The organism is Pantoea sp. Taur (assembly GCF_009830025.1).
Taxonomy (GTDB): domain Bacteria; phylum Pseudomonadota; class Gammaproteobacteria; order Enterobacterales; family Enterobacteriaceae; genus Pantoea; species Pantoea communis.
Genome location: NZ_SZZZ01000002.1, coordinates 441430 through 467971 on the forward strand (window position 1 = coordinate 441430; position 26542 = coordinate 467971).

Annotated in this window: 25 protein-coding genes, 1 pseudogene and 1 other annotated feature; of the genes and pseudogenes, 14 read left to right on the forward strand and 12 right to left on the reverse strand. The window is 52.4% G+C overall.

Annotated elements, in window-relative coordinates:
* Positions 1-14: 14 nt before the first annotated feature.
* The 5 genes from acnA to topA form a co-directional block, all read right to left on the reverse strand.
* Positions 15-2696 (reverse strand): aconitate hydratase AcnA, encoded by a 2682-nt coding sequence (gene acnA, locus FD744_RS04410; protein WP_160867438.1) that lies wholly within the window; start codon positions 2694-2696, stop codon positions 15-17.
* Positions 2697-3134: 438 nt separating this feature from the next.
* Positions 3135-3314: a hypothetical protein gene (locus FD744_RS04415; protein WP_034821480.1), complete on the reverse strand. Its 180-nt coding sequence runs from the start codon at positions 3312-3314 to the stop codon at positions 3135-3137.
* A 3-nt stretch (positions 3315-3317) separates the two neighbouring features.
* Positions 3318-3476, reverse strand: a complete 159-nt coding sequence (locus FD744_RS04420) for a YmiA family putative membrane protein (protein ID WP_071845610.1) — start codon at positions 3474-3476, stop codon at positions 3318-3320.
* Between the two features lie 493 nt (positions 3477-3969).
* Complete coding sequence (gene cysB, locus FD744_RS04425; protein ID WP_034821485.1) at positions 3970-4944, reverse strand: HTH-type transcriptional regulator CysB; 975 nt, start codon at positions 4942-4944, stop codon at positions 3970-3972.
* Positions 4945-5135: 191 nt separating this feature from the next.
* Positions 5136-7733: a type I DNA topoisomerase gene (gene topA, locus FD744_RS04430; protein WP_160867439.1), complete on the reverse strand. Its 2598-nt coding sequence runs from the start codon at positions 7731-7733 to the stop codon at positions 5136-5138.
* A gap of 370 nt (positions 7734-8103) precedes the next feature.
* On the opposite strand from topA, the gene FD744_RS04435 reads away from it, so the two are divergent.
* A complete protein-coding gene (locus FD744_RS04435; protein WP_097117002.1) occupies positions 8104-8352 on the forward strand; it encodes a YciN family protein in 249 nt (82 codons plus the stop codon).
* A 26-nt stretch (positions 8353-8378) separates the two neighbouring features.
* Here FD744_RS04435 and sohB read toward each other — a convergent pair whose 3' ends face one another.
* Positions 8379-9425: a protease SohB gene (gene sohB, locus FD744_RS04440; RefSeq protein WP_160867440.1), complete on the reverse strand. Its 1047-nt coding sequence runs from the start codon at positions 9423-9425 to the stop codon at positions 8379-8381.
* Between the two features lie 174 nt (positions 9426-9599).
* Here sohB and FD744_RS04445 point away from each other — a divergent pair, with 174 nt between their 5' ends.
* Complete coding sequence (locus FD744_RS04445; RefSeq protein ID WP_160833607.1) at positions 9600-10364, forward strand: YciK family oxidoreductase; 765 nt, start codon at positions 9600-9602, stop codon at positions 10362-10364.
* A complete protein-coding gene (cobO, locus tag FD744_RS04450) occupies positions 10361-10948 on the forward strand; it encodes a cob(I)yrinic acid a,c-diamide adenosyltransferase (protein WP_045832150.1) in 588 nt (195 codons plus the stop codon). The genes FD744_RS04445 and cobO overlap by 4 nt, the downstream gene beginning before the upstream one ends.
* A gap of 36 nt (positions 10949-10984) precedes the next feature.
* Here the strand turns inward: cobO and rluB are convergent, their stop codons facing one another.
* Positions 10985-11902 (reverse strand): 23S rRNA pseudouridine(2605) synthase RluB, encoded by a 918-nt coding sequence (gene rluB, locus FD744_RS04455; protein WP_034821500.1) that lies wholly within the window; start codon positions 11900-11902, stop codon positions 10985-10987.
* A gap of 819 nt (positions 11903-12721) precedes the next feature.
* On the opposite strand from rluB, the gene FD744_RS04460 reads away from it, so the two are divergent.
* Positions 12722-13378 carry a serine protease gene (locus FD744_RS04460; RefSeq protein ID WP_034821503.1) on the forward strand — a complete coding sequence of 219 codons (657 nt, stop codon included), beginning with the start codon at positions 12722-12724 and terminating at the stop codon, positions 13376-13378.
* Here FD744_RS04460 and FD744_RS04465 read toward each other — a convergent pair whose 3' ends face one another.
* Together FD744_RS04465 and FD744_RS04470 are read right to left on the reverse strand one after the other, a co-directional pair.
* On the reverse strand, positions 13379-13999 hold the full coding sequence (locus FD744_RS04465) for an L-threonylcarbamoyladenylate synthase (RefSeq protein WP_160867441.1): 621 nt from the start codon (positions 13997-13999) through the stop codon (positions 13379-13381).
* Positions 14000-14011: 12 nt separating this feature from the next.
* On the reverse strand, positions 14012-14896 hold the full coding sequence (locus FD744_RS04470; RefSeq protein ID WP_160867442.1) for a PHP domain-containing protein: 885 nt from the start codon (positions 14894-14896) through the stop codon (positions 14012-14014).
* 154 nt (positions 14897-15050) lie between these two features.
* Positions 15051-15155, forward strand: a sequence feature (Trp leader region).
* 24 nt (positions 15156-15179) lie between these two features.
* On the opposite strand from FD744_RS04470, the gene FD744_RS04475 reads away from it, so the two are divergent.
* The 5 genes and pseudogenes from FD744_RS04475 (at position 15180) to trpA (ending at position 21746) form a co-directional block, all read left to right on the forward strand.
* Positions 15180-16742, forward strand: coding sequence for an anthranilate synthase component 1 (locus FD744_RS04475; RefSeq protein WP_160867443.1), 1563 nt, complete (start codon positions 15180-15182; stop codon positions 16740-16742).
* Positions 16742-18335: pseudogene (gene trpD, locus FD744_RS25535) on the forward strand (bifunctional anthranilate synthase glutamate amidotransferase component TrpG/anthranilate phosphoribosyltransferase TrpD). Before FD744_RS04475 ends, trpD begins: the two are co-directional and overlap by 1 nt.
* Before the next feature lies 1 nt (position 18336).
* The gene (trpCF, locus tag FD744_RS04490) at positions 18337-19704 is read left to right on the forward strand and encodes a bifunctional indole-3-glycerol-phosphate synthase TrpC/phosphoribosylanthranilate isomerase TrpF (protein ID WP_160867444.1); all 1368 of its coding nucleotides are present in this window, start codon (positions 18337-18339) and stop codon (positions 19702-19704) included.
* 45 nt (positions 19705-19749) lie between these two features.
* Positions 19750-20943 (forward strand): tryptophan synthase subunit beta, encoded by a 1194-nt coding sequence (gene trpB, locus FD744_RS04495; RefSeq protein WP_045814391.1) that lies wholly within the window; start codon positions 19750-19752, stop codon positions 20941-20943.
* Complete coding sequence (gene trpA / locus FD744_RS04500) at positions 20943-21746, forward strand: tryptophan synthase subunit alpha (protein WP_160867445.1); 804 nt, start codon at positions 20943-20945, stop codon at positions 21744-21746. The genes trpB and trpA overlap by 1 nt, the downstream gene beginning before the upstream one ends.
* 45 nt (positions 21747-21791) lie before the next feature.
* Here the strand turns inward: trpA and FD744_RS04505 are convergent, their stop codons facing one another.
* Positions 21792-22229, reverse strand: a complete 438-nt coding sequence (locus FD744_RS04505) for a hypothetical protein (protein WP_160867446.1) — start codon at positions 22227-22229, stop codon at positions 21792-21794.
* A gap of 83 nt (positions 22230-22312) precedes the next feature.
* Complete coding sequence (locus tag FD744_RS25310; protein ID WP_167347097.1) at positions 22313-22525, reverse strand: hypothetical protein; 213 nt, start codon at positions 22523-22525, stop codon at positions 22313-22315.
* On the opposite strand from FD744_RS25310, the gene FD744_RS04510 reads away from it, so the two are divergent.
* Positions 22479-22793: a BON domain-containing protein gene (locus tag FD744_RS04510; protein ID WP_034828856.1), complete on the forward strand. Its 315-nt coding sequence runs from the start codon at positions 22479-22481 to the stop codon at positions 22791-22793. The two genes, FD744_RS25310 and FD744_RS04510, sit on opposite strands and share 47 nt — an antisense overlap.
* Positions 22794-22853: 60 nt before the next feature.
* Here the strand turns inward: FD744_RS04510 and ompW are convergent, their stop codons facing one another.
* Positions 22854-23486, reverse strand: a complete 633-nt coding sequence (gene ompW, locus FD744_RS04515) for an outer membrane protein OmpW (RefSeq protein ID WP_034828854.1) — start codon at positions 23484-23486, stop codon at positions 22854-22856.
* Between the two features lie 340 nt (positions 23487-23826).
* Here ompW and FD744_RS04520 point away from each other — a divergent pair, with 340 nt between their 5' ends.
* The 4 genes from FD744_RS04520 to FD744_RS04535 form a co-directional block, all read left to right on the forward strand.
* A complete protein-coding gene (locus FD744_RS04520; RefSeq protein WP_034828852.1) occupies positions 23827-24561 on the forward strand; it encodes a YciC family protein in 735 nt (244 codons plus the stop codon).
* 59 nt (positions 24562-24620) lie between these two features.
* Positions 24621-25160 carry a septation protein A gene (locus FD744_RS04525; RefSeq protein ID WP_038646666.1) on the forward strand — a complete coding sequence of 180 codons (540 nt, stop codon included), beginning with the start codon at positions 24621-24623 and terminating at the stop codon, positions 25158-25160.
* Positions 25161-25213: 53 nt separating this feature from the next.
* Positions 25214-25630, forward strand: coding sequence for an acyl-CoA thioester hydrolase YciA (gene yciA, locus FD744_RS04530; RefSeq protein WP_034828848.1), 417 nt, complete (start codon positions 25214-25216; stop codon positions 25628-25630).
* Positions 25631-25748: 118 nt separating this feature from the next.
* The coding region (locus FD744_RS04535; protein ID WP_160867447.1) for an IS4 family transposase at positions 25749-26542 on the forward strand (794 nt) is incomplete at its 3' end.

Sequence of the window (26542 nt, forward strand, 5' to 3'; positions counted from 1 at the left end):
TCCCGGCTTTTTCTTTAGTTCAGCATATTACGTATCACATAATGCAATATGCCGTCGTTCTGGTAATAGGTCAGCTCATTGCCGGTATCGATACGACACCGGGTTTCCAGCGTCTCTTTTTTACCATCGACGCGCGTCAGGGTGACATTCACAGTACAACCCGGTTTCAACTGGGAAAGGTTTTCGACATCAATAAACTCCTCCCCGGTTAATCCCAGTGTTTTGCGCGTGACGCCAGCAGGGAATTCCAGCGGCAGGATCCCCATGCCGATCAGGTTAGAGCGATGGATACGCTCGAACGACTCAGAAATAACCACGCGCACACCTTGTAAACGTGGGCCTTTCGCAGCCCAGTCGCGGCTGGAACCTGAGCCATACTCCTTCCCGGCGACCACTGCCAGTGGCACACCTTCGGACTGATACTTCATGGCAGCATCGTAGATCGCCAGCTGCTCATTGCTGGGGAAGTGTTTGGTGTATCCCCCTTCCACGCCCGGCACCATTTCATTACGAATACGAATGTTGGCAAAGGTCCCGCGCATCATCACTTCGTGGTTACCACGACGCGAACCGTAGGAGTTGAAATCGGTGCGCTCAACACCATGCGACAGCAAATAGCGTCCAGCAGGACTTTCCGCTTTGATGCTGCCCGCTGGCGAAATATGGTCGGTGGTGACAGAGTCACCCAGCATTGCCAGAATGCGCGCGCCTTTAATATCCTGGACAGGCTCCGGTGTTTTGCCCATATCGTCAAAGAACGGCGACAGGCGGATGTATGTCGATCCCTCATCCCAGTCATAAGTCGCGGCTTCACTGACTTTGATTTGCTGCCACTCAGGCGTACCGTCGAAGACCTCGGCGTATTCCTTATGGAACATATCACTGGTCACTTTCTGCACTGCGGCGGCGATCTCTTCTGGTGATGGCCAGATATCCTGCAGAAAGACATCCTTGCCCTGCCGGTCCTGCCCGATGGGATCGTTCTGCAGGTTGAGTTTCATGTTACCGGCAAGTGCATAAGCCACCACCAGCGGTGGCGACGCCAGCCAGTTAGTTTTCACCAGCGGATGGATGCGCCCTTCGAAGTTTCGGTTACCCGACAGCACAGCACCGACGGTCAGATCGCCCTCTTTAATCGCGCTTTCAATTTCATCTGGCAATGGGCCCGAGTTACCGATGCAGGTGGTACAACCATATCCCACCAAATTGAAACCTAATTCATCCAGATAAGGTGTCAGTTGAGCCACCGCGAGATAATCCGACACCACTTTTGATCCCGGTGCCAGCGAGGCTTTCACCCAGGGTTTGCGCATCAAACCACGCTCAACCGCATTTTTCGCCAGCAGGCCCGCGGCCATCAAGACGCTAGGGTTGGACGTATTAGTACAGGAGGTAATAGCAGAAATGACCACCGCGCCATCTTCCAGCTGATAGCTATCGCCGGTCTCGCTGTCGCGATACGTGACGGTCTTGTGCGCTTTCTGCGCATGATTAACTTCAAGTTCGTTGCTGGCATCAAAGGCGGCGGGAACATCACCTAAAGAGACGCGATCCTGCGGTCGTTTTGGACCGGCAAGACTGGATTCAACATCTGCCATATCCAGCGCCAGTGAGCTGGTAAACCGTGGTTCGTCGCCCGGATTTCGCCACATCCCTTGCTGCTTAGCATAAGCTTCGACTAAATCGACTTGTTCGGCATCACGCCCGGTCAGGGTCATGTAGCTCAGGGTGATTTCATCAATGGGGAAGAAACCGCAGGTGGCACCATATTCCGGTGCCATATTGGCGATGGTTGCGCGATCGGCCAGCGGCAAATCGGCCAGGCCATCACCGTAAAATTCCACGAATTTACCCACCACACCATGCTTACGCAGCATTTGCGTCACGGTTAACACCAAATCGGTCGCGGTAATACCAGGGCGTAGTTTCCCGGTGAGTTTGAAACCGACAACGTCGGGGATCAACATTGACACGGGCTGCCCTAACATGGCGGCTTCGGCTTCGATACCGCCAACACCCCAGCCCAATACGCCGAGCGCGTTAATCATCGTGGTATGGGAATCGGTACCGACTAAGGTATCAGGATAAGCCACTTCTTTTCCGTCTTGCGTTTCGTGCCAGACCGATTTCCCCAGATACTCAAGGTTAACCTGGTGGCAGATACCGGTGCCAGGCGGCACCACGCGGAAGCGATTAAAGGCTTTTTGCCCCCAACGCAGGAAAACGTAGCGTTCATGGTTGCGTTCCATTTCGAGACGCACGTTTTCTTCGAAAGCATCTTCATCACCAAAATGGTCAACGGTCACCGAGTGGTCAATAACCAAATCGACCGGCGATAAGGGATTAACTTTGGCCACATCGCCGCCGAGGCGTTTTACCGCTTCACGCATCGCCGCTAAATCCACCACCGCTGGCACGCCGGTGAAGTCCTGCATCAACACGCGCGCTGGGCGATAGGCAATTTCCCGATCAGCATGCGCATCTTTCTGCCAGCCAACCAGAGCCTGTATATCTTCAGCTGTCACGGAATCCTCATCCTGCCAGCGCAGGAGGTTTTCCAGCAACACCTTCATTGATTTGGGTAAGCGATCGATATTACCCAATTGCTGGGCAGCTTTTGGCAGGCTGTAGTAATGATATTTTTTTGCCCGAACGTCCAGCGTATCCTGACTGTGCTCCCGTAACGTTAACGACATAGCTCCTCCTTATATGGGCCTCTCTTTTAAACCTCAATAACCACAAGGTTTAGCTTAAAGATAGACCACAATTTCGTTAACGATTTGATAACAACACGAAATGACACATAAAGGCACAAAGAAAAATGCCCCGACGTTTGTCAGGGCATTAATAGAAATCAGTACAATTTGAGTTATTGGATTAGATCATTGCCCACACGGCCGCGGCCCAAAATGCAAAGGAAAAGGCATAAACGCCGAACCATGAAAAAGTCGTTGTATTCATCGAGTCACTCCCTCCCGGATTCCGGGCAAAAAAAGTCCACCGTCTTCAGCGTTGTACTGATGACACCGTTTTTTTAATGCTGAGTGTTAAAGGACGGGCTTTTAAAATGCCCACCGGATAATCCGGTAAAGAGAGGTATGGATGTCTATATATAGAACAAAACGCAGACTGCGTTATTTCGACTTCGGATCCATGAACGATTCGATAAAGTTACGCTGGTTCTCACTCAGTTCCCACGACGCAGGAATCGCCACAGGCTGTTCAACGCTCTTTACTTCTTTCGCTTTGCACGCTGACGTGTTCGGCTGACGCGCAGAAACCGGAGACTTACGGCTGAGTGTATTTGCCCACATGGCTTAACCCCACATACGCCAAATCATCAATGCCACCACTACCCAGAACAGTGCTGAAGCAGCGAAGACGGTCAACCAAGCCTTGCGACGCACATTACCAGAGCGCTCAACCTTGGCGGTTTTAGTACGAAAATCTTGTTGTACAGTCAGTCTAGTGTTCATAGTTTTTGATAATCACTCTCAATAAAACGATTGTTGATAACGATTAAGATTTAGGACGAATCCTAAACTTGTTAAGTCCGAAAATCCAGTTATTTTTATTGAGCACAACGATTAACGCTATTTATCAAAACCCAAAATATTGATGAGATAAATTTAATTACTGATCAAACTATTCAACAAATAGATACATTGTAAATTTGGGTTAAAACTAATTTAGTACCACTCTAAATTTGAGTTTAATTTAGAGAGTCAGACCAAAAGGCCTTTCTCATCAGCTGATAACTGGAGTATGGGAATATTCCTGGCGGCCCGCAAAGCGACAGCGTAAATTTTGTGTACTGTTTCTCATTTAAGAACTAACAATGAAAAAACATGTGATCGATGTTTCATTTACAAAAAAATAATGAAATTTTTTGAGATTCTTGTGGCGCTAACCAGGAAGGAATTCACAAGATGCCCACTGGACACCTTGTGAAAATAATGAGTTAGGTGATTATTTGAAAGGTAATTTGATATCGCGGAACATCGCTTCGATATCTTCATTTGAACGCAATGCGACCGCTGCATCCACGACATCACGGGTCAAATGCGGCGCGAAACGTTGAATAAAATCATACATATAGCTTCGAAGGAACGTACTGCGCCTAAAGCCAATTTTGGTTGTGCTATTGGTAAAAATTTCTGATGCTTCGATTCGCACCAGATCCGGATCGGATACCGGGTCCACCGCCATACTGGCAATGACTCCCACGCCTAAGCCCAGACGCACATACGTTTTGATCACATCAGCGTCGGTGGCGGTAAAGACGATACGAGGTGTTAATCCTGCACGATTGAACGCAGTATCCAGCTCTGAGCGGCCAGTAAAGCCAAAGGTATAGGTCACGAGCGGGAAATCGGCCAGCTCTTCAATCGTCACATTCGATTTGCCTGCCAGCGGGTGGTCTGGCGTAACGACAATCGCGCGGTTCCAGTGATAGCAAGGCAACATAATCAGGTCGTCGTACAGATGCAGCGCTTCGGTCGCAATCGCAAAGTCAGCATTTCCCTTCGACACGGCTTCAGCAATTTGCGTCGGCGAGCCCTGATGCATATGCAGGGATACGCGCGGGTAACGCTCGATAAACCCTTTAATCACACCGGGCAAGGCATAACGCGCCTGAGTATGTGTGGTCGCCACATACAGCGAGCCTTTATCAGGCCAGGTGTGCTCACCCGCGACAGACTTAATCGCATCCACTTTGGATAATACTTCGCGAGCAATTCGGATGATCTCTTCACCTGCTGGCGTGACCTGAGTGAGATGTTTTCCACTACGCGCAAAAATCTGCACGCCGAGTTCATCTTCCAGCATACGCACTTGCTTGCTGATACCCGGTTGTGAGGTATAGAGGCCTTCAGCGGTGGAGGAGACGTTGAGGTTGTGATTAACCACCTCGACGATGTAACGCAACTGCTGCAATTTCATAGTTATATCTTCCCGGTAGCGACAGAGGGGCCATCCCTGCAGGCGTGTTTCCGCCTTAATTAAGGTATAGGGAGGGAAAGCATGTCAGCGAAACGAAAAAAGCTATAACCACTATATCAGTTAACGAAAGAATGTAGAACGATTAGCTATAAGGATGAGGAAAAGGCCAGCAGAAGCTGGCCTTGAGGGAATTACTTCTTCGCTTCCTGCCACTTACCGTCGATATAGAACATCGACCAGCCAGTCGCTTTGCCCTCCTTCTCGGAGGAAACATACTGCTGCTTAGTTTTACGGCTAAAACGCACTAACGTTTTATTGCCTTCCGGATCCACCGCTGGCGCTTCCGCCAGGTATTTCAGCTTCTCTGGCAGACGGTCAGCAAAACGTTGCAGCTCTTCCACCAGCGGCGCACGCGTTTCACGCGATTTCGGGAAGGTGTTGGCCGCCAGGAATACCCCTGCCGCACCGTCACGCAATACAAAGTATGCATCTGATTTTTCACACGCCAGCTCAGGCAACGGTACCGGGTCTTCCTTCGGTGGTGCAACTTCACCATTGCGCAGAATCTTGCGAGTATTTTTACACTCGTCGTTGGTGCAGGCCATGTATTTGCCGAAGCGCCCCATTTTCAGGTGCATTTCGGAACCACACTTTTCACACTCTACGATCGGGCCGTCATAACCTTTGATACGGAATTCACCCTGTTCGATTTCGTAGCCGTCACATTCCGGGTTGTTACCGCAGACGTGCAGCTTACGCTGATTGTCGATCAGGTAGCTGTCCATCGCGGTGCCACACTTCTGGCAACGACGACGGGCACGCAACGCATTGGTTTCAGCATCATCGCCTTCCAGTACGTTAAGAACCTCATTTTCCGGAATCAGATTGATGGTCTGTTTGCAGCGTTCTTTGGGTGGCAGCGCATAACCGGAGCAGCCGAGGAATACGCCGGTACTGGCGGTACGGATACCCATTTGGCGGCTACAGGTCGGGCAGTCGATCGAGGTCAGCACCATCTGGTTCGGCTGCATGCCGCCCTCTTCTGGCTCTTTCTCGGCCTGACCTAACTGCTGGCTGAAATCGCTGAAGAAGGAATCCAGCACCGCTTTCCACTGCGCTTCATTATTGGCGACCTGGTCAAGGCTGTCTTCCATGCGCGCGGTGAAGTCATAGTTCATCAGTTCACGGAAATTCTGTTCCAGGCGATCGGTGACAATTTCACCCATCTTCTCAGCATAGAAGCGGCGGTTTTCTACCCGCACGTAACCGCGATCCTGAATGGTGGAAATAATTGAGGCATAGGTCGATGGACGGCCAATACCCCGTTTTTCCAACTCACGGACTAAGGAAGCTTCGCTGAAGCGGGCTGGCGGCTTGGTGAAGTGCTGGCTTGGCATCAGCTCCTTCAGGTCAAGCATGTCGCCGACATTGACCGGTGGCAGCGTCAAATCTTCATCGTTTTTACGCAGGGCTGGCATCACTTTTGTCCAGCCATCGAAACGCAAAGTGCGGCCTTTCGCTTTCAGTTTAAAGTCTGCTGCACCCACCGTCAGGGTGGTGGAGTCATACTGCGCCGGCACCATCTGGCAGGCCACAAACTGACGCCAGATCAGCTGGTACAGTTTCTGCGCATCAGCTTCCATATCTTTCAGCTGTTCTGCCTGGATGTTGACATCCGAAGGTCGAATCGCTTCGTGAGCTTCCTGCGAATTCTCTTTACTGGCGTACGTGATTGGCGACTCTGGCAGATACTTCTTACCAAAACTCTTCTCCACAAAGCCGCGTGCCATCGCCACCGCATCCTGACTCAGGTTGGTGGAGTCAGTACGCATATAGGTGATGTGACCCGCTTCGTAGAGACGCTGCGCCATCATCATGGTTTTCTTCACGCCAAAACCAAGACGAGTACTCGCCGCTTGCTGCAGCGTCGAGGTAATAAAAGGCGCAGAGGGTTTGCTGCTGGTCGGTTTGTCTTCACGATCCAGCACTTCGTAACGCGCTTTTTCCAGCACGGATACCGCAGCATGAGTTTGCTCGCGATTAACCGGACGGAACGCTTTATCACCCTGATGCGTGACCTGCATTGCCAGCGCGTCGCCTTTCGGCGTAGAGAAATCCGCATCGATTTCCCAATACTCTTCCGGCACGAACGCTTTGATTTCGTGCTCGCGCTCAACCACCAGTCGCACAGCCACAGACTGAACACGACCCGCCGACAAGCCACGGGCAATTTTCTTCCACAGCAGCGGGGAAACCATGTAACCCACCACGCGGTCCATAAAGCGACGCGCCTGCTGCGCATTAACACGTTCAATATTCAGTTCGCCCGGTTTTTCAAACGCCTGACGAATCGCATTTTTGGTGATTTCGTTGAACACCACGCGGCTAAACCGCTTGTCATCGCCACCGATCACTTCCCGCAGGTGCCAGGCAATGGCCTCCCCTTCGCGGTCAAGGTCCGTTGCGAGGTAGATGTGGTCAGCATCGGCGGCAAGGCTTTTCAATTCGGCTACGACTTTTTCTTTACCCGGCAGAATCTGATAGTCCGCTTCCCAGCCATGCCAGGGATCGACCCCCATGCGGCTGACCAATGCGGCCTTCTCATCCTTCTTAACCTTTTTTCCTGTTTTCGCCTTTTCCCCGTCGGTAGTTTTACGGGCAGTTGAACCGCTGGTCGGCAAATCACGGATATGACCGACGCTGGATTTCACCACGTAGTCATTACCGAGGTATTTATTGATTGTTTTGGCCTTTGCCGGGGACTCAACGATTACGAGTGCTTTACCCATATGTACCTTTACCTAATTGAAACGTCCTGATAAACGGGAGAGGATTCGGTGCCCCAAAACCCAACGGGTTCAATATTGCTGCCAGCTTTTCACATTTCAAGGCAGCGGGGATAATCTCAGGTCAGATTGCATCGACTTATGCAACTTTATGATTAGAAGCGGGTTTTCCATCTGACAGCACCACACATCCGGGTGTGATCTCCCTGAAAGCTGAATCGCCCACACTCTACCTGATAAAATCCGTTACGCAACTTAATTAGCATTCTGATTAATTTTGCGCCAGTTTTGCTGACGGACGTTGATTTGATGAACAGCACAACTCGCTAGTAATATAGAAGGAGAACGATTGCTGTCAAAAAAGAGGTGAACAATGTCAGTAGAAACGGAATCCATTTCACGCCAGGCGTTACTGGAAATAGCCAATCAAATGATCAAGCAGCACGACGATTATTTAGCCGGGATGGAAGCCAATGACGTGATTCAGCAGGGCGAGATATTGGTGTTTCGTGGGCCTTATTTCTTAGATGAAGAAGGCCTGCCGAGCGCGAAAACCACCGCTGTGTTTAACGTGTTTAAATCCCTTGCCGTTGAGCTCTCCTCACGCTATCACCTGGCATAAAAAAGCCCGGCATTTGCCGGGCTTGCTCACAACAGTGGCTTATCACCACGCTGCCATATTTTCAGAATTAACCGCTCGGCCGCCAGACTGGCGCTGTTGGTGAAGCGATACATCATTTTCTTCTTCCGCGCATAGTGCACGCCCAGCACATTGAACCGATCCATCTGCTTGATAATCAGGGCATCGCTGGTGCCGATCTCATCAATCAGCCCCAAATCCAGCGCCTGGCGTCCATACCAGTGCTCACCGGTGGCCACTTTTTCCAAATCCAGTGTCGGACGCATCTGCTGAACAAACTCTTTGAACAGCAGATGGGTTTCGTTGAGATCTTCCTGGAATTTTTCACGTCCCTCATCAGTGTTCTCACCAAACAAGGTCAGCGTGCGCTTATATTGACCCGCGGTGTGCAGTTCAACGTCAATATCATTGCGTTTCAGCAGGCGGTTGAAGTTGGGGATCTGCGCGACCACACCAATTGAGCCAATAATGGAGAAAGGGGCCGCAACAATACGATCCGCAACACAAGCCATCATATAGCCACCGCTCGCCGCCACTTTATCGACGACTGCGGTCAACTGCAGGCCCGCATCACGCAGACGCTGCAGCTGAGAAGCGGCCAGGCCATAACCGTGCACCACGCCACCCGGGCTTTCCAGACGCAGCAAGACTTCATCACCCGGCACAGCCACCGCCAGCACCGCGGAGATCTCCTCACGCAAAGAACTGACTTCGCCCGCATCCATACTGCCTTTAAACTCCAGCACATAGAGTGTCGGTTTAGCGGCTTCGCTCACACCAGCTTTGGCATTGCGCTTCTCGGTTTTGGCTTTTTGCTTCTCTTCTTTTTTATGCTGCTTCAGCCACACTTTTTGCGCCTGTGGCTTCATCTTCGCCAACTGCAGGTCTTCCTTCATTTCACGATAATCATCGTCGAGATGAGTCAAGCGCAGTTGACCACCGCTGTGGCGTTTACGCATCGCGGCATTGAGCACAATCAGAACAATAGCTGCGAACGCCACCACCACGGTGACGGCCTTGGCCAGAAATAATCCATAACTGGAGAGTAAATCCATTCTGCCGCCTTATTAAACAGTGAATTACAAACAATGGCTGAGTTTACCCGCTTTAACGACTTTCGTCGCCTGAAATGCCCGCAGGCGGCACAGAATGCGAGGCGCGGTGATTGCACCTGGCGCCAAATTGAGGCATAAAGCCCAAAACCCTCTGACTTGCCAAAGGACATCGCTGTGCATTATCAACCGAAAAGCGATCTGCTGGAAAATCGCATTATCCTCGTCACCGGCGCTTCTGACGGCATTGGTCGCGAAGCGGCGCTGACCTATGCGCGCTATGGCGCACGCGTCATTTTGATGGGCCGCAACGCCGAAACGCTGCAGCAGACTGAACACGCCATCAATCAACTGAATAAGCAGCCCGCATCCCATTTGCTGCTGGACTTGTCGCATGCCACGCCAGAAAGCTGCGCTGAGGTGGCCGATCAGATCGCCTCCCTGGTGCCACGGCTCGATGGTGTGCTGCACAATGCCGGAATTTTGGGTGAGATCGTCCCACTGGCTGAACTCGATCCAGCCGTCTGGCGCCAGGTGATGCAGATCAATCTTGACGCCACCTTCTATTTAACTCAGGCCTTGCTGCCGCTGCTGCTGAAATCAGACGCCGGTTCACTGGTGTTTACCACGTCGAGCGTGGGCCGTACCGGCCGTGCAGGCTGGGGGGCCTATGCGGTGTCGAAATTCGCCACCGAAGGCATGATGCAGGTACTGGCGGATGAGTATAAAAATCGTCATCTGCGGGTAAATTGCATCAATCCTGGTGGCACTCGCACTAAAATGCGCGCCAGTGCTTTCCCGGAAGAAAATGCCAGTTTACTGAAAACGCCTGCTGATTTGATGCCGCTTTACCTTTATTTGATGGGTGATGACAGCCGTCGCAAAACCGGGATCAGTTTTGATGCCCAGCCGGGACGTAAACCGGGGCCAGCCAGCGCATGAGTGATCGTCATCAGCAACGACAGCAGCGTTTAAAAGAACAGGTTGATGCGCGGATTGCTGCCGCGACAGAAGCGCGCGGCATTTTGATGGTGTTCACCGGCAACGGCAAAGGCAAAACCACCGCCGCCTTTGGTACGGCTTTACGCGCTTGCGGGCACGGTAAAAACGTTGCCGCCGTGCAGTTTATTAAAGGTGAATGGCCAAATGGTGAGCGCAATTTGCTGGAACAGCATGGCGTGGAATTTCAGGTGATGGCCACCGGCTTTACCTGGGATACCCAGAATCGGGAGACCGATACTGCCGCCTGCCAACAGGTTTGGCAGCAGGCAAAGCGTATGCTTGCCGATGAGCATGTGGATTTAGTGATCCTCGATGAAATCACCTACATGGTTAGTATGGATTATCTGGATCTGGATGAACTGGTGCGCGTGCTGGGACAACGTCCGGTTCAACAAAGTGTGATTATCACCGGTCGAGGTTGCCATCGAACCTTGCTCGAGATGGCGGATACCGTGACCGAGATGCGCCCGGTTAAGCATGCATTTGATGCAGGCATTCAGGCTCAGCAGGGAATAGATTGGTAAAACAGTGACGCCGCTGCATGCGGCGTCACGGGCATATCAGGAACCGCGCTTGTTGGTTCCACTGGTCCGCGTGCTGCTGTTGCGGCTGCTACTGCTGCCGCCGCGACGTGGGCTGCCGCTTACATTACTATGACGTTTTACCGCGCGACGAATCTGATTGGCTTTAGTACGACGACGGTCTTTTTCAACCGCGACTTTCGTCACCGTCTCTTCCGGCATATCCACCAGCGTACGCAGGTAGTTAACCGCCGGTAATTCCATCTCCATCCAGCCACCGCGAGGTAACCCTTTTGGCAACTGAATATCGCCATAACGGACGCGCATCAGGCGGCTAACCTGCACACCTACGGCTTCCCACAAACGGCGGACTTCACGGTTACGTCCTTCGGTCAGGGTGACGTTATACCACTGGTTGATGCCTTCACCGCCAGCAAACTTAATGGTTTTGAACGATGCCGGTCCATCTTCTAACTGCACACCTTTACTGAGCTGACGAATTTTATCGTCATCCACTTCGCCGAATACACGCACCGCATATTCACGCTCAACTTCACGGCTTGGGTGCATCAGACGGTTCGCCAGTTCACCATCGGTGGTGAACAACATCAGACCACAGGTGTTAACGTCCAGACGGCCCACAGCGATCCAGCGTGAACCGCGCAGACGCGGCAGACGGTCGAATACCGTTGGACGCCCTTCAGGATCGTTACGGGTACAGAGTTCGCCTTCTGGTTTGTAATACGCCAGCACGCGGCAGACTTCAGTGGCGGATTCAGCAATCGAAACCAGATGGCCATCAATACGAATTTTCAGGGATTTATCATTTTCAATGCGATCGCCCAGCGTCGCCAGTTTGCCATCGACGCTGACGCGTCCGGCTGAAATCATCGTTTCGATTTCGCGGCGTGAACCGTGACCAGCACGCGCTAATACTTTTTGTAGTTTCTCACTCATGGAGATGCCTCGTTGTCGCCTTCCCAGGCGTCGTGGTAAGAAGAGGTACGATACGGGGATTACCAGTTCCCATATCAGAATCTGTTACCGCTGAGCATAGCGCATGCCATCTCAGGCGGCCCGCGATTTTACACTAACGCAAGTTTCGTTAACACCTTTTCCTTTGCTGCCGATAATAAAGGCCAAAGGCTGCGTCACCCGTTTAGTGCCATATGCCTAAACATTTACGCTGCTGATAGATACACCAACCACACTTCTCTTCTTTATGCGCCAAGTGACTGAATTTTTATCATTTACTCTTGGCTCTATATGCCTGGTTATTACCCCCACTTTAGACCCGTGATACATTAGCGCTTTTCAAGACTGGTCTGCTAGCATTGCGCACCACGCTTAAGGATAATCCCAAACATAAAATCTAAACCCAAACTGCAAAACAGGATAAAAAACTAATTAACCGGGATAAATAAGGCTCATTAGTCCAGTAATTTTAAATTACCAGTTAATTGGCACTGCAGGTTGGATTAAGTCTGTATTTTCGCATTATTTGATTCAGATTAAATTTGATGAATTGTTCTGATAAAAAAATTGTGTAAAATTTAAGCCTGAAACAGAGTGTGCCGTATTTATAAAAGCGTAACCTTTACTATTTACACTCGTTTCTATAACAAGCCACTAACAAAATCACTGTGGCATTGTTGATAATATAAACCGGCGCACGCAGGAATTGACGCGTTTATTCATTCACGGAATGAATTTAATTTGCATGTCGAAAGTCTTCACCAGGGATTTTCCTGACATGCTTAAAAGAAGATGACTATCATGAAAACCTCTCTGCTTTGGCCTGCCCTCGCGGCGCTGGCACTGAGCGGCTGTTCCGTGGGCCATACTGAGTATAGTCGAGCGGCGCTTGAACACGTGGATATGAGCGTGACAGGCATCCCGACGGTATTGGGTCTGGGTATCCTCGGTACAACCATCCCTTTAACACCAGAGTACAGCCTGACAGCTGCGCACGTCGCCACCACTGCCGTACAGCGTGTGAAGGCTTATCATCCTTATTGCGACGTCGCCATTATCTATCATAAGAATAGCCCGGAAACGCTGGCAAAATTCCGCACCAGCAAAGTCGGTGAACCCATTAAGATGTACGGCTACAGCTTTATTTCAGCCATGCCCGTGGAATCAAGTGGCGTTAATTTAGCGCGCACCGCTATTACCAATAAATGGAATAAAAAACCGTGCATGGCAATGGCATCAAATGCTGGCGTTGTACAGGGAATGTCGGGGGGCGCGGTATATAATGCTGACCAGACAATTGGCGGAGTGATTGTGGGCTACAGCCATGAAATTTCCAATGTGCGCAGCAAACAAGTCATTCTGAAAGATGTTTCGCTGTATATTCCGTACGGTGATTTTAAACATTGGCTGGAAAAGAATATTGGCCAGACGACGTTAACGCCGCCTGACCACGCGTGATTAGAGGAACGGGCGCGTGTCGCCGCCCCCTTCACGAACCACAACCGGTACATCGCTGGTGAGATCGATCACCGTCGTCGGCTGCTGCCCTAACGTGCCGCCATCAATGATCAGATCCACCAGCTTACCGATGCTGTGCTGAATCTCTTCCGGATCCGATTCCGTGAAGTCATTACCGGGCAACATCAGCGAAGTAGACATCATCGGCTCATTCAATCTCTCCAGTAACGCCAGCGCCACCGGATTGGAAGGTACGCGCAAACCAATGGTTTTACGCTTGTCATTCATCAAACGACGCGGCACCTCTTTGGTCGCTTTGAGAATAAAGGTATAACTGCCCGGCGTATTATTTTTTAGAATACGAAATGCAGTATTGTCCACCTGCGAATACGTCGAAAGCTCAGACAGATCGCGACACATCAACGTAAAATTGTGGTTGCCATCTAACTGCCGGATACGGCAGATACGCTCCATGGCGTTCTTCTCTTCCAGTCGGCAGCCTAGCGCGTAACCCGAATCGGTGGGATAGACAATCACGCCACCTTTATTGAGATAATCGACTGCCTGATTGACCAGACGCGGTTGCGGATTATCTGGATGAATGTGAAAAAATTGACTCATAAAAACCTCATGTCACCTGTCTGCAAGAGTTACGGCGGGCGCTAGCTCAGGAAAACGCTCCCAAATGGGTTCAACGCCGCCTGGCAACCATAATTTGCGCCCCAGTTCTATCCATGGACAGGGTTGGTGAAAATCTGATCCCTGCGATCCCGCCAGCTTATTGTCGCGCGCATAGGTCGCGAGCTGCGTGCGCTCGTTGGGTGCCTGCTGACACTGTGCCACTTCCATTGCATCACCACCGACCTCGGCGAAATGGGCAATCAGTCGCTTAAGCCACTTTGCAGACAATCCATAGCGACCTGGATGTGCGAGTACCGCCACGCCGCCAGAATGATGAATGGCATCAATAGCTTGTTTAATTGTACACCATTGCGGCGGCACATAGCCGGTTTTCCCACGGGCAAGATAGTTCTTGAACACTTGCGCCATGTTATCGGCTTTGCCGATCTCGACCAGATAACGGGCGAAATGACCGCGGGTGATGACACCGCCCTGCGCCAGGCGTTGCGCCCCAGCCAACGCATCAGGAATGCGGGCACGTTCGAGACGCTCTGCAATCAGCTGAGCCCGTTCAACGCGGCATTGATGCTGTTGCTCAAGAAACGAGGTCAGTGCCGGATGCTGGCAATCCACATTTAAACCTACGATATGAATTTCGTGGTTTTCCCACAATGTAGAGGCCTCTAATCCGGCCAGAATACGAATCGGTAGATTCTGTTGCTGCACAGCGGATTGCGCTTCTGCCACGCCAGCAACGGTGTCGTGATCGGTAATCGCCAGTACCCCAACCTTCATCTCGACGGCACGTTGCACCAACTCGGTAGGGGTCAGCAAACCGTCAGACGCCTGGGTATGGCTGTGTAAATCGTAAAGGGGAAAACGGGCAATATCCGACAAGGTAACTCCAGCAGCAACTTAACTCGGCTGGCATGATAACGATTTTGACCCTGACTGAAAAAGGGTATTGACTTTTTTCACCTGAACCAGTTAACTAGTACACAAGTTCACACGTAACGGGTATCTCATCATGGCTAATTTTGGTACGCATGCAAAAGGTTGGTGGCGCGATAATCCCTTTAACGGGCGACGTCGTCGTGCACAACATGCGTAACCATTGTGCAGATACCTAAGCCCGCCACCGAGCGGGCTTTTTTTTGAGCGAAATTCAGAGATGACAATAATGGCTAATGCGAAACCTACATTGAAGTTGATTACCGGTACCGCGCCCTACCGCGAAGATCCGGCCGCAGTGTTCCATCAAATTTGCGGCGCACGTCCAGCAACGCTGCTGCTTGAATCTGCCGACATCGACAGCAAAAAGAATCTGAAAAGCTTACTGATTGTGGATAGCGCCCTGCGCATCAGCGCACTGGGCAACGTGGTGACATTACAGGCGCTGTCAGAAAACGGTCGCACCATTCTGCCACTGCTGGATGAAGCACTGCCGCAGGATGTCAGCATTGAAGCGCGTCCGGATGGCCGCGTGCTGCATTTCCCGCTGCCTCAGGGGTTGCACGATGAAGATTCACGTCTGAAAGCATTGTCTGTTTTCGATGCGCTGCGCCTGATTCCGCAACTGGTGAACAGCCCAGAGGAAGAGCGTGAAGCGATGTTCCTCGGCGGATTGTTTGCTTATGACCTGGTGGCCGGATTTGAAGATTTACCCGAGCTGCGTAATGAGCAAAGCTGCCCGGATTACTGCTTCTACCTGGCAGAAACCCTGCTGGTGATTGATCACCAGACCCGTAGCGCTCGCCTGCAGGCCAGTCTGTTCAGCCCCTCCACCAGCGAATTCCAGCGCTTGCAGAGCCGTGTTGAGCAGCTGCGTGGTCAAATGACGCAGCCTGCCCCGGCTTTGCCGGTTCAGCGCGTTGAGCAAATGGCGTTGAGCACCAACCAGAGCGATGAAGAGTATTGCAATGTGGTGCGTGAAATGCAGGAAGCGATTCGCATCGGCGAAATCTTCCAGGTGGTACCATCACGCCGCTTCTCGCTGCCGTGCCCTTCTCCGCTGGCCGCTTATGACACGCTGAAGCACAGCAATCCCAGCCCATATATGTTCTTTATGCAGGATCAGGACTTTGCGCTGTTTGGCGCTTCACCAGAAAGCTCACTCAAGTATGACGCCACTTCACGTCAGATTGAGATCTACCCGATTGCCGGTACGCGTCCACGTGGCCGACATGCCGATGGTTCACTGGACCGCGATCTCGACAGCCGTATCGAACTGGAAATGCGCACCGACCACAAAGAGCTGGCGGAACACCTGATGCTGGTGGATCTGGCGCGTAACGATCTGGCTCGCATCTGCGTGCCTGGTAGCCGCTATGTGGCAGACCTGACCAAAGTCGACCGTTACTCTTTCGTGATGCATCTGGTCTCTCGCGTGGTTGGCACGCTGCGTAACGATCTTGATGTCCTGCACGCCTATCGCGCCTGCATGAACATGGGCACCTTAAGCGGCGCACCAAAAGTGCGTGCTATGCAGTTAATCGCTGAAAAAGAAGGTACGCGTCGCGGCAGCTATGGCGGTGCGGTAGGTTATTTCACCGCACACGGCGATTTGGATACCTGCATCGTGATTCGCTCCGCTTGGGTGGAAGATGGTGTTGCCACCGTCCAAGCCGGTGCCGGTGTGGTACTGGATTCCCAGCCTCAGGCTGAAGCGGATGAAAGCCGCAATAAAGCGCGCGCGGTATTACGTGCCATCGCCACAGCCCATCATTGCAAGGAGATTTTCTGATGGCCGATATCCTGTTGCTCGATAACATCGACTCCTTTACCTACAACCTCGTTGATCAGCTGCGCACCTTTGGTCACAACGTGGTGATTTACCGCAATAACGTGCCGGCTGAAGTGCTGATTGAACGACTGCAGCAGATGGAAAATCCGGTGCTGATGCTCTCGCCAGGGCCAGGCGCACCGAAAGATGCCGGCTGCATGCCTGCGTTACTGCAAGCACTGCGTGGTCGTTTGCCGATTATCGGTATCTGCCTCGGCCATCAGGCGATTGTTGAGGCTTATGGTGGTCATGTAGGCCAGGCCGGTGAAATTCTGCACGGCAAAGCCTCTTCGATTAATCACGACGGTGAAGCGATGTTTAGCGGCCTGAGCAATCCGCTGCCGGTGGCCCGTTATCACTCGCTGGTGGGCAGCAACACGCCAGCCGAATTGACCGTTAACGCCAGCTACAACGGCATGGTGATGGCTGTTCGTCACGATGCTGACCGAGTGTGTGGCTTCCAGTTCCACCCCGAATCCATTCTCACCACCCAGGGTGCACGTTTGTTAGAGCAAACGCTGGCCTGGGCGCTGGCGAAATAATAGGGAGATTATGATGCAAACTATTCTGGAAAAACTTTACCAGGCACAAACCCTGAGCCAGGCGGAAAGCCATCAGTTATTTAGCGCCATTATTAAAGGTCAGCTCGAGCCGACCCAACTAGCCGCCGCGCTGATTGCGATGAAAGTCCGTGGCGAGCGCCCGGAAGAGATCGCGGGTGCCGCTACGGCACTGCTGGAAGATGCGAAACCGTTCCCGCGTCCGGATTACACTTTCGCCGATATCGTTGGCACCGGCGGTGACGGCAGTAACAGCATTAACATCTCCACCGCCAGCGCCTTTGTCGCCGCAACCTGTGGGCTGAAAGTGGCCAAGCACGGCAATCGTAGCGTGTCGAGCAAATCCGGCTCGTCCGATCTGCTGGCGGCTTTTGGTATCGATCTGGATATGCCCGCTGAAAAAGCGCGTAAGGCACTGGACGATCTTAACGTCTGCTTCCTGTTTGCGCCGCAATATCACAGCGGATTCCGTCACGCGATGCCGGTGCGTCAACAACTAAAAACCCGCACCTTGTTTAACGTGCTGGGCCCTTTAATCAATCCGGCGCGACCCCCACTGGCGGTTATCGGCGTGTACAGTCCGGAACTGGTGCTGCCAATTGCCCAAACCCTGAAGGTGCTCGGCTATCAGCGTGCGGCAGTGGTGCATGGCGGCGGGATGGATGAAGTGGCGCTGCACAGTGCGACCCAGGTCGCTGAGCTGCGTGACGGTGAAATCACCAGTTATCAGCTGACGCCTGAAGACTTCGGTTTTGGCTTCCATAATGAAGAGGCATTAGCGGGCGGCACGCCGGAAGAAAACCGTGACATTCTGGCGCGTTTGCTCCAGGGTAAAGGCCAGCCGGCCCATGAGCAGGCCGTTGCGGTGAACGTCGCAATGTTGCTGAAAGTATTCGGAAATGAAGATTTGCGCGACAACGCTCAGCGCGCCATCACCGCAATTCGCAGTGGTCAGGCTTACGAGCGCGTTGTTGCTCTGGCAGCGAGAGGATGAGATGAGTATCAAGGGCACCGTTTTAGAGAAAATTGTTCAGGATAAAGCCGTCTGGGTTGAAGCACGCAAGGCACAGCAGCCGCTGGCGACCTTCCAGAACAGCTTGCAGCCTGCAGGACGCCACTTTTACGATGCGCTACGTGGCACGCGCACCGTGTTCATCCTGGAATGCAAAAAAGCCTCCCCGTCGAAGGGTTTGATTCGCGAAGATTTTGATCCTGCGACCATCGCCGGCGTTTATCGTCATCACGCCTCGGCCGTTTCCGTCTTAACTGACGAGAAGTATTTCCAGGGTGATTTTGAGTTTCTGCCGATCGTCAGTGCCGCGATTACTCAACCGGTGCTGTGCAAAGACTTCATTATCGATCCCTACCAAATCTACCTGGCGCGCCACTATCAGGCCGATGCTATCCTGCTGATGCTGTCGGTTCTGGATGATGAGCAATATCGTCAGCTCGCCGCCGTGGCGCATAGCCTGAAAATGGGCGTACTGACTGAAGTCAGTAATGAAGAAGAACTGGAGCGTGCGATTGCGCTGGAAGCTAAAGTGGTCGGTATCAATAACCGCGACTTGCGCGACCTATCGATTGATCTGAATCGCACCCGTCAACTGGCACCACGTTTAAGCCACGGTGTGACGGTCATCAGCGAATCGGGCATTCATAACTATGCTCAGGTGCGTGAATTGAGCCACTTCGCCAATGGTTTCCTGATTGGCTCCGCACTGATGGAAGAAGCCGATCTCAATGCCGGCGTGCGTCGCGTCTTACTTGGCGACAACAAAGTCTGCGGCCTGACCCGCCCTGAAGATGCGCGCATTGCGCACGAAGCAGGCGCGATTTATGGCGGTGTGATTTTCGCCGAAGGTTCACCGCGTAAAGTCAGCGCCGAACAAGCTCAAAATGTGATAGCGGCTGCACCACTGAAGTATGTCGGCGTATTCCGCAATAACTCTGTAAGTGACATTGTCACACATTCCAGTTCACTTAACCTTTCCGCTGTGCAACTGCATGGTGATGAAGATCAGGCGTTCGTCGCAGAACTGCGCAGCGCCCTGCCAGAAGAGGTGAAGATTTGGAAGGCGCTGAGCATCAGCGGCAGCCTTCCAGTCCGCGATTGGCCGCATGTGGATCGTTACGTGTTTGATAATGGCCAAGGCGGCAGCGGACAGCGATTCGACTGGTCACTGCTGCAGGGTGAAGATCTCAGCAACGTGCTGCTGGCCGGCGGATTAAGCGCCGACAACTGCGTGGAGGCTGCACAACTGGGCTGCGCCGGGCTGGACTTTAATTCCGGCGTTGAATCTGCGCCCGGTATTAAAGATGCCAGTAAAGTCGCGGCGGTATTCCGCACGCTGCGCGCCTATTAATTTCGCTCGCCCGCCGATGCGCGGGCCGCATAAGGAAGATGAGAGATGACGACGTTATTGAATCCCTACTTTGGCGAGTTTGGCGGTCAATATGTACCGCAGATTCTGATGCCCGCTCTGCGCCAGTTGGAAAGCGCCTTTGTCGAAGCGCAGCGCGATCCTGAATTTCAGGCTGAATTCACCGATCTGCTGAAAAACTATGCCGGTCGTCCTACCGCGTTGACGCTTTGCAGCAATCTGACAAAAGGCACAAAAACCCGCCTGTATCTGAAGCGTGAAGATTTGCTGCACGGCGGTGCACATAAAACCAACCAGGTGTTGGGCCAGGCGCTGCTCGCCAAGCGCATGGGCAAAAATGAAATTATCGCTGAGACCGGAGCCGGGCAGCATGGCGTGGCTTCAGCGCTGGCGTGCGCGCTGCTGGGCATGAAGTGTCGCATTTATATGGGCGCAAAAGACGTCGAACGTCAGTCACCTAACGTGTTCCGTATGCGTTTGATGGGCGCGGAAGTGATTCCGGTGCACAGTGGTTCGGCCACGCTGAAAGATGCCTGTAACGAGGCGCTACGTGACTGGTCTGGCAGCTACGAAACCGCGCACTACATGCTCGGCACCGCAGCGGGTCCGCATCCCTTCCCGACTATTGTGCGTGAGTTCCAGCGCATGATTGGCGAAGAAACCAAAGCGCAGATTCTGGAGCGTGAAGGTCGTCTGCCGGATGCAGTGCTGGCCTGTGTGGGTGGCGGTTCAAATGCCATCGGCATGTTCGCTGACTTTATTGATGACACCAGCGTCGGTCTGATCGGCGTTGAACCTGCGGGTCACGGCATCGAAACCGGCGAACACGGCGCGCCACTCAAGCACGGTCGCGTCGGTATCTACTTCGGCATGAAAGCGCCAATGATGCAGACTGAGGAAGGCCAGATCGAAGAATCCTATTCGATCTCAGCCGGCCTCGATTTCCCTTCTGTTGGCCCACAGCACGCCCATCTCAACAGCATTGGTCGCGCCGAGTATGTGTCGATTACCGATGATGAAGCGCTGTCAGCGTTCAAAGAGTTGTGTCGTGCAGAAGGCATTATTCCGGCTCTTGAATCCTCTCATGCTCTGGCGCACGCCTTGAAAATGATCCGCGAGAACCCAGAGAAAGAGCAGTTGCTGGTGGTTAACCTGTCCGGTCGCGGCGACAAAGACATCTTCACCGTTCACGATATTTTGAAAGCTAAGGGAGAGATCTGATGGAACGTTATAATCAGCTGTTTCAACGTCTGTCGGCGAAGAAAGAAGGCGCATTTGTTCCTTTCGTCACCCTTGGCGACCCGACCCCTGAACTATCACTGAAGATCATCGATACATTGGTAGCAGGCGGTGCCGATGCGTTAGAGCTGGGCATTCCGTTCTCCGATCCGCTGGCGGATGGCCCAACGATTCAGGGGGCAACCCTACGTGCCTTCGCGGCGGGTACCACTGTCGCGCAGTGTTTCGAGATCCTTGCCGCCGTGCGCCAGAAGTATCCTGAACTGCCTATTGGGCTGTTGATGTACGCTAATCTGGTGTTCAGCAAAGGTATCGACAACTTCTACGCGCAATGTGAAGCCGTCGGCGTTGATTCCGTTCTGGTGGCGGATGTACCGGTTGAAGAGTCTGCACCGTTCCGTCAGGCTGCGATGCGACATAACGTTGCACCCATCTTCATCTGCCCGCCGAATGCGGATGATAATTTGCTGCGGGAGATTGCCTCACACGGTCGCGGTTATACCTATCTGCTGTCGCGCGCGGGCGTGACGGGTGCAGAAAATCGCGCCAGCCAGCCGCTGAATCATTTGATTGAGAAGCTGAGCGAATATCACGCTGCACCACCGTTGCAGGGATTTGGTATCTCAGAAGTAAGCCAGGTGAGAGAAGCCATCGCGGCAGGCGCGGCGGGTGCGATTTCGGGATCAGCTATTGTGAAGATCATCGAACGTAACCAGAACGATCCCCACACGCTGTTAGCGGAACTGAAAGCGTTTGTCAGCGATCTGAAAGCTGGCACGCGCTAAATCGTTAAGACCTTATTCGCGGTTGCGAATAAGGTCTTCTCTTGATTATTCCAGCCTGAACGTTTGCTCATCTCCCGAACCATCCGGATATCTCAGCTTCATCGTCAGCATGTCGTTTCTGATTTGCCATGTCAGCTTCTCGTCTTCGGGTCCATCGCGCCAGCGACCACTGCTATCTGGATTATCTGACATCAAGATAACGTTCTCGCCCTGGACCCGGCAGCGCACGGCCCAGCGTGATTGATCGGAGGGCCGGATATAGTGCACCCACGCCACGCCCTGCTCATCCACCTTATCCAGCTGCATGATTTTGAAGCTGCGACCAAAGCTCAGCGCGGTAGCCGCTTTGCACAGGGTACCCAGGTGTGGATTGATTAACGGTTCTGCCTGCGCGCTGGGCACTGGCAAAATTTGTGAAGCAAATAGCTGGAGGTAGGACAGATAGCTAATCGTCGCTATCGCCAGAATGGCACGCTTTTTCATTATTGTTTTCCCTGCCTGATGCTTGAATTTGCACTTGTCGGCTTATCGTCTTGTTGTTTTATTATTCGTTTTGCCCTGCTTTTTTAGCTTACCGTTTGCCTTGCTGCCGTCATTGGATCAATAAGTGGTAAAAATCGCGTATTTCCATCTTTTTCACCCCAGGCGATTTGCCGATTTGCAAAGCGCATACCACAATTAATCGCACCGTCTCGTCGCGGTGAAACACCATCTAAGACAGGGAGATAACCAATGAATTTTTTCAAAGTCGTTGCAGGATTATTAATGGCTGCGGTCATGGCGATCACACTTAGCGCCTGTGCACCAACAGCAACAAAGGAAGGAACCGGCGGCTATATCGATGATACGGTGATCACCACCAAGGTTAAGGCACAGTTGTTGAATGACGACTCGCTGAAATCCACCGAAATCAACGTCGAAACCTTTAAAGGAAAAGTGCAATTAAGCGGCTTTGTCAGCTCACCGCAGATGGCGAACCGTGCAGTGACGGTGACCCGCAGCGTGGCAGGGGTCAAATCTGTAGTTAACAATATGCAGATTAAGTAATAGCGTATCGATACTGCAGCGGGCGGCCTTTGGGTCGCCCGTTGTGTTTCAGCGGGTGCCTCAGAAACGGTAACCCACACCAAAGAAGAACACCCACGGATCGATGCGCGTGTTGATATTCTGTTGTTCACCGTTGGCTTTAAATTTCACTTCAGTATCGATGTCCATGTACCACAGCGATGCGTTCAGCATCCAGTCGCGGTTGATTTGATAATCCATCCCCACCTGACCCGCCACACCCCAGGAATCTTTGACGCTTAAATCACTTAAGCCCGCGTCCTGGCCGGTTTGATTAAATTTGGCATCGTAGAACGTGGTGTAGTTGATACCTACGCCAACATATGGGCGCACCGGGCTGCGGCTATCGAAGAAATAATACTGTGCCATCAGCGTCGGCGGCAGCTGGCGCACGGTAGCCAGATTTCCGGTGGCACCAAGGCCAACCTTGTGACGGAACGGTGTCGCCGCCAGCAGCTCCACACCGATGTTGTCTGTCGCCATGTAGGTGAAGGTCAAGCCTAGTTGGGTGTCGTTACTCACGTTAAAGCCGCCCATACCCAGCACATTGTCAGAGCCTTCGGTTGGACGAACAGTCGCGCTACCGGCACGCATGAAAAAATCCCCCGCCTGATGAGCCAGTGCCAGTTGCGGGATAGCCAGAGCCAGTAGCAATGCGCATTTTGCCAGTTTCATAATCACTCCTTTGCAGAAAAGTAGGGTCTTAATCGGGATTGCGGCACAAGATCTAACCCTTTTTCGGTAAAAGATCATCTGCATCAATTCAAATTAATCACTTAAAAAACAATGAATTGATTCAGATCAATTTTCGGCATTGCGCGCCTGGAAGAAAAAACGCTGAGGAGGTTTTGAGGGCAGATGAAGAGGCTTTGCTGCTTTTATGAACCGGGTACGAACTTTAATTCCCCATTCTTTACCGGAGATGACACAAAGTTATGGTCTTGCGGGTGCCCGCCAGCCCACAGAACATGTACAATCGCCGGGTTAATTAACCCGGTTCCATCAAGGAGAGTACATGTCTATCACGGCAAGCTCGTTATACCGTGACACAGGAAATTTTCTGCGTCATCAGCTGGTTACTATTGTGCTGATGGCGTTGTTGACGTCGTTCATTACGGTGATTGTCGGTCATGCATTAACCCCAGGCGAAGACCAGTTATCCCTGCTTAGCCAGGCTGACGACAGCGCGACATCACTGTTTGAATTGGTACAGAATATGTCACCGGATCAGCAGCGCATCCTGCTGCGCGCTTCCGCAGCCGGCACCTTTGCCGCGCTGATCGGCAACACGCTGTTGCTGGGCGGTATGCTGTGCCTGATCCCGCTGGTCTCCAATGGCCAACGCGTGAGTGCCCTGCGAGCAATCGGTGCCTCAGCGCCACTGCTGCCGAAACTGCTGCTGCAGACCTTCCTGATTACCTTGCTGGTGCAAATTGGCTTTATGGTATTGATGGTGCCTGGCGTGATTCTGGCGATTCTGCTGTCACTGGCACCGGTGATGCTGGTCAGCGAGAAAATGGGTGTGATTGGCGCCATGCGCGCCAGTATGAAACTGGCATGGAAGAACATGAAAGTCATCGCTCCTGCCATTGTGTTGTGGTTGCTGGCGAAGATTGTGCTGATGTTCCTCATCTCATCACTCACGGTACTGCCGGTGAACATCGCGTCGGTGGTGATGAACGCGCTGGGTAATCTGGTCTCCGCGATTCTGATTATCTATTTGTACCGACTGTATATGCTGTTACGTTAACAGCGATGGCGCTCTGCGGAGCGCCTTTATTGAACGCTCCTGCCCTAACTGGAAACGCTATGAAGCAGTTACTCGATTTTCTTCCCCTGGTAGTTTTCTTCATCTTCTACAAGCTGTACGACATCTTTGTCGCTTCTGGTGCCCTGATTGTCGCCACGGGCCTGGCGCTGGTGGTCAGCTGGGTGTTGTATCGCAAACTGGAAAAGATGACCCTCTTCACCTTCGCACTGGTGACGGTATTCGGCACGTTGACGCTGGTGTTCCATAACGATGAGTTCATCAAATGGAAAGTCACCGTGATCTATTCCCTGTTCGCGTTGGCTCTGCTCTACAGCCAGTTCTTTATGGAACAGCCGCTGATTCAACGCATGCTCGGCAAAGAACTGCAGCTGCCAGGCGTTGTGTGGCGTCGATTGAATATTGCATGGGCCATCTTCTTCTTCGTCTGCGGCCTGGTAAATATCTATGTTGCGTTTTGGTTATCACAAGAGTTTTGGGTTAACTTTAAAGTGTTTGGTCTGACCGGCCTGACCCTACTGTTTACTCTGTTTAGCGGCGTGTACATCTGGCGACAGATGCCGCAACAAGAACAAAAATAAGCTACTCCGCCCGGCACTGTCGGGCTTCTCTTCACCTGCAGAAGAACTGAGCAATGGACGAAAAACATAAATTGCCGCAAGGCGAAATGGTGTCGCGCACCCTGGCGATGCCAGCGGATACCAACGCCAATGGTGATATTTTTGGCGGCTGGTTGATGTCACAGATGGATATGGGCGGTGCCATCATGGCCAAGGAGATCGCCGAAGGTCGTGTGGTCACCGTGCGTGTTGATGGCATGTCGTTCCTGAAACCGGTAGCCGTGGGCGATGTCGTGAGCTGCTATGCGCGTTGCATACGTACCGGCAACAGTTCGATGACCATCAATGTAGAAGTGTGGATTAAGAAGGTTTCGTCTGAGCCAATCGGTCAAACGTATTGCGCCACTGAAGCGGTATTTGTTTACGTTGCCGTGGATAACAGCGGAAAATCCCGCCCGCTGCCACCTGGCAAAGCCAATCTTGCCGATTAACAGCGATAAAAAAAGCGGTCAATGACCTAATGCCGATCAGTTAAGACAAAAATGATCGATTGAACGATCCGGCAGTTCTGCAAAAATCCGTAATCTCTCAGGGATTACGGATTTTTTTATGCTTCTCAGTCAGGCTCTCGATATCGTTCATCACTTTACGCCTCAGGAATTCTCGACGCTTTCTGATCTCCTTTCTCCTGAGCTCATTGATGAGTGTCTTGCTGATACCGGCACAGTGACGTTACGAAAGCGCCGGTTATCGATGGAAATGATGGTCTGGGCTGTGACCGGCATGGCACTTTTTCGCTCCCATTCGATGACCCAGCTCGTCTCACACCTGGATATCCTTCTGCCGGGGAAAAGGCCTTTTGTTGCGCCCAGCGCGGTTGTGCAGGCCCGGCAGCGATTTGGAGAAGATGTTATCCGGTTAATGTTTGAGAAAACGCAGCGCCTCTGGTTTGAAAAGACACCGCTGTCGCACTGGAACGGACTGACGCTGATGGCGGTGGATGGCACCGTATGGCGCACCCCTGACACACCAGAGAATGATGCCGCCTTCGGGCGAACGGCCAATATTAATAAGAGCTCTGAGTGGCCGCAGGTGCGCATGGTCTGTCAGATGGAAGTCACCAGTCACCTGCTGTCAGCAGCAGCGTTCGACAGCGTCTCAGCTGCCGGCGAAGCCGAACTTGCCGCTCAGCTTATCCCACAGACCCCCGACCACTCTCTGACCCTCTTTGATAAAGGTTTTTATGCGCTGGGTCTGCTGCACGCCTGGCAGTCGGCGGGAACGGAAAGACACTGGATGTTGCCGCTGCGCAAAGGGGCACAGTACCGTGTTGTCCGTAGCTTAGGGGCCGGTCAGGAGTTGGTGGAATTACAGCTGTCGCCGCAGGCGAAGAAAAAATGCGC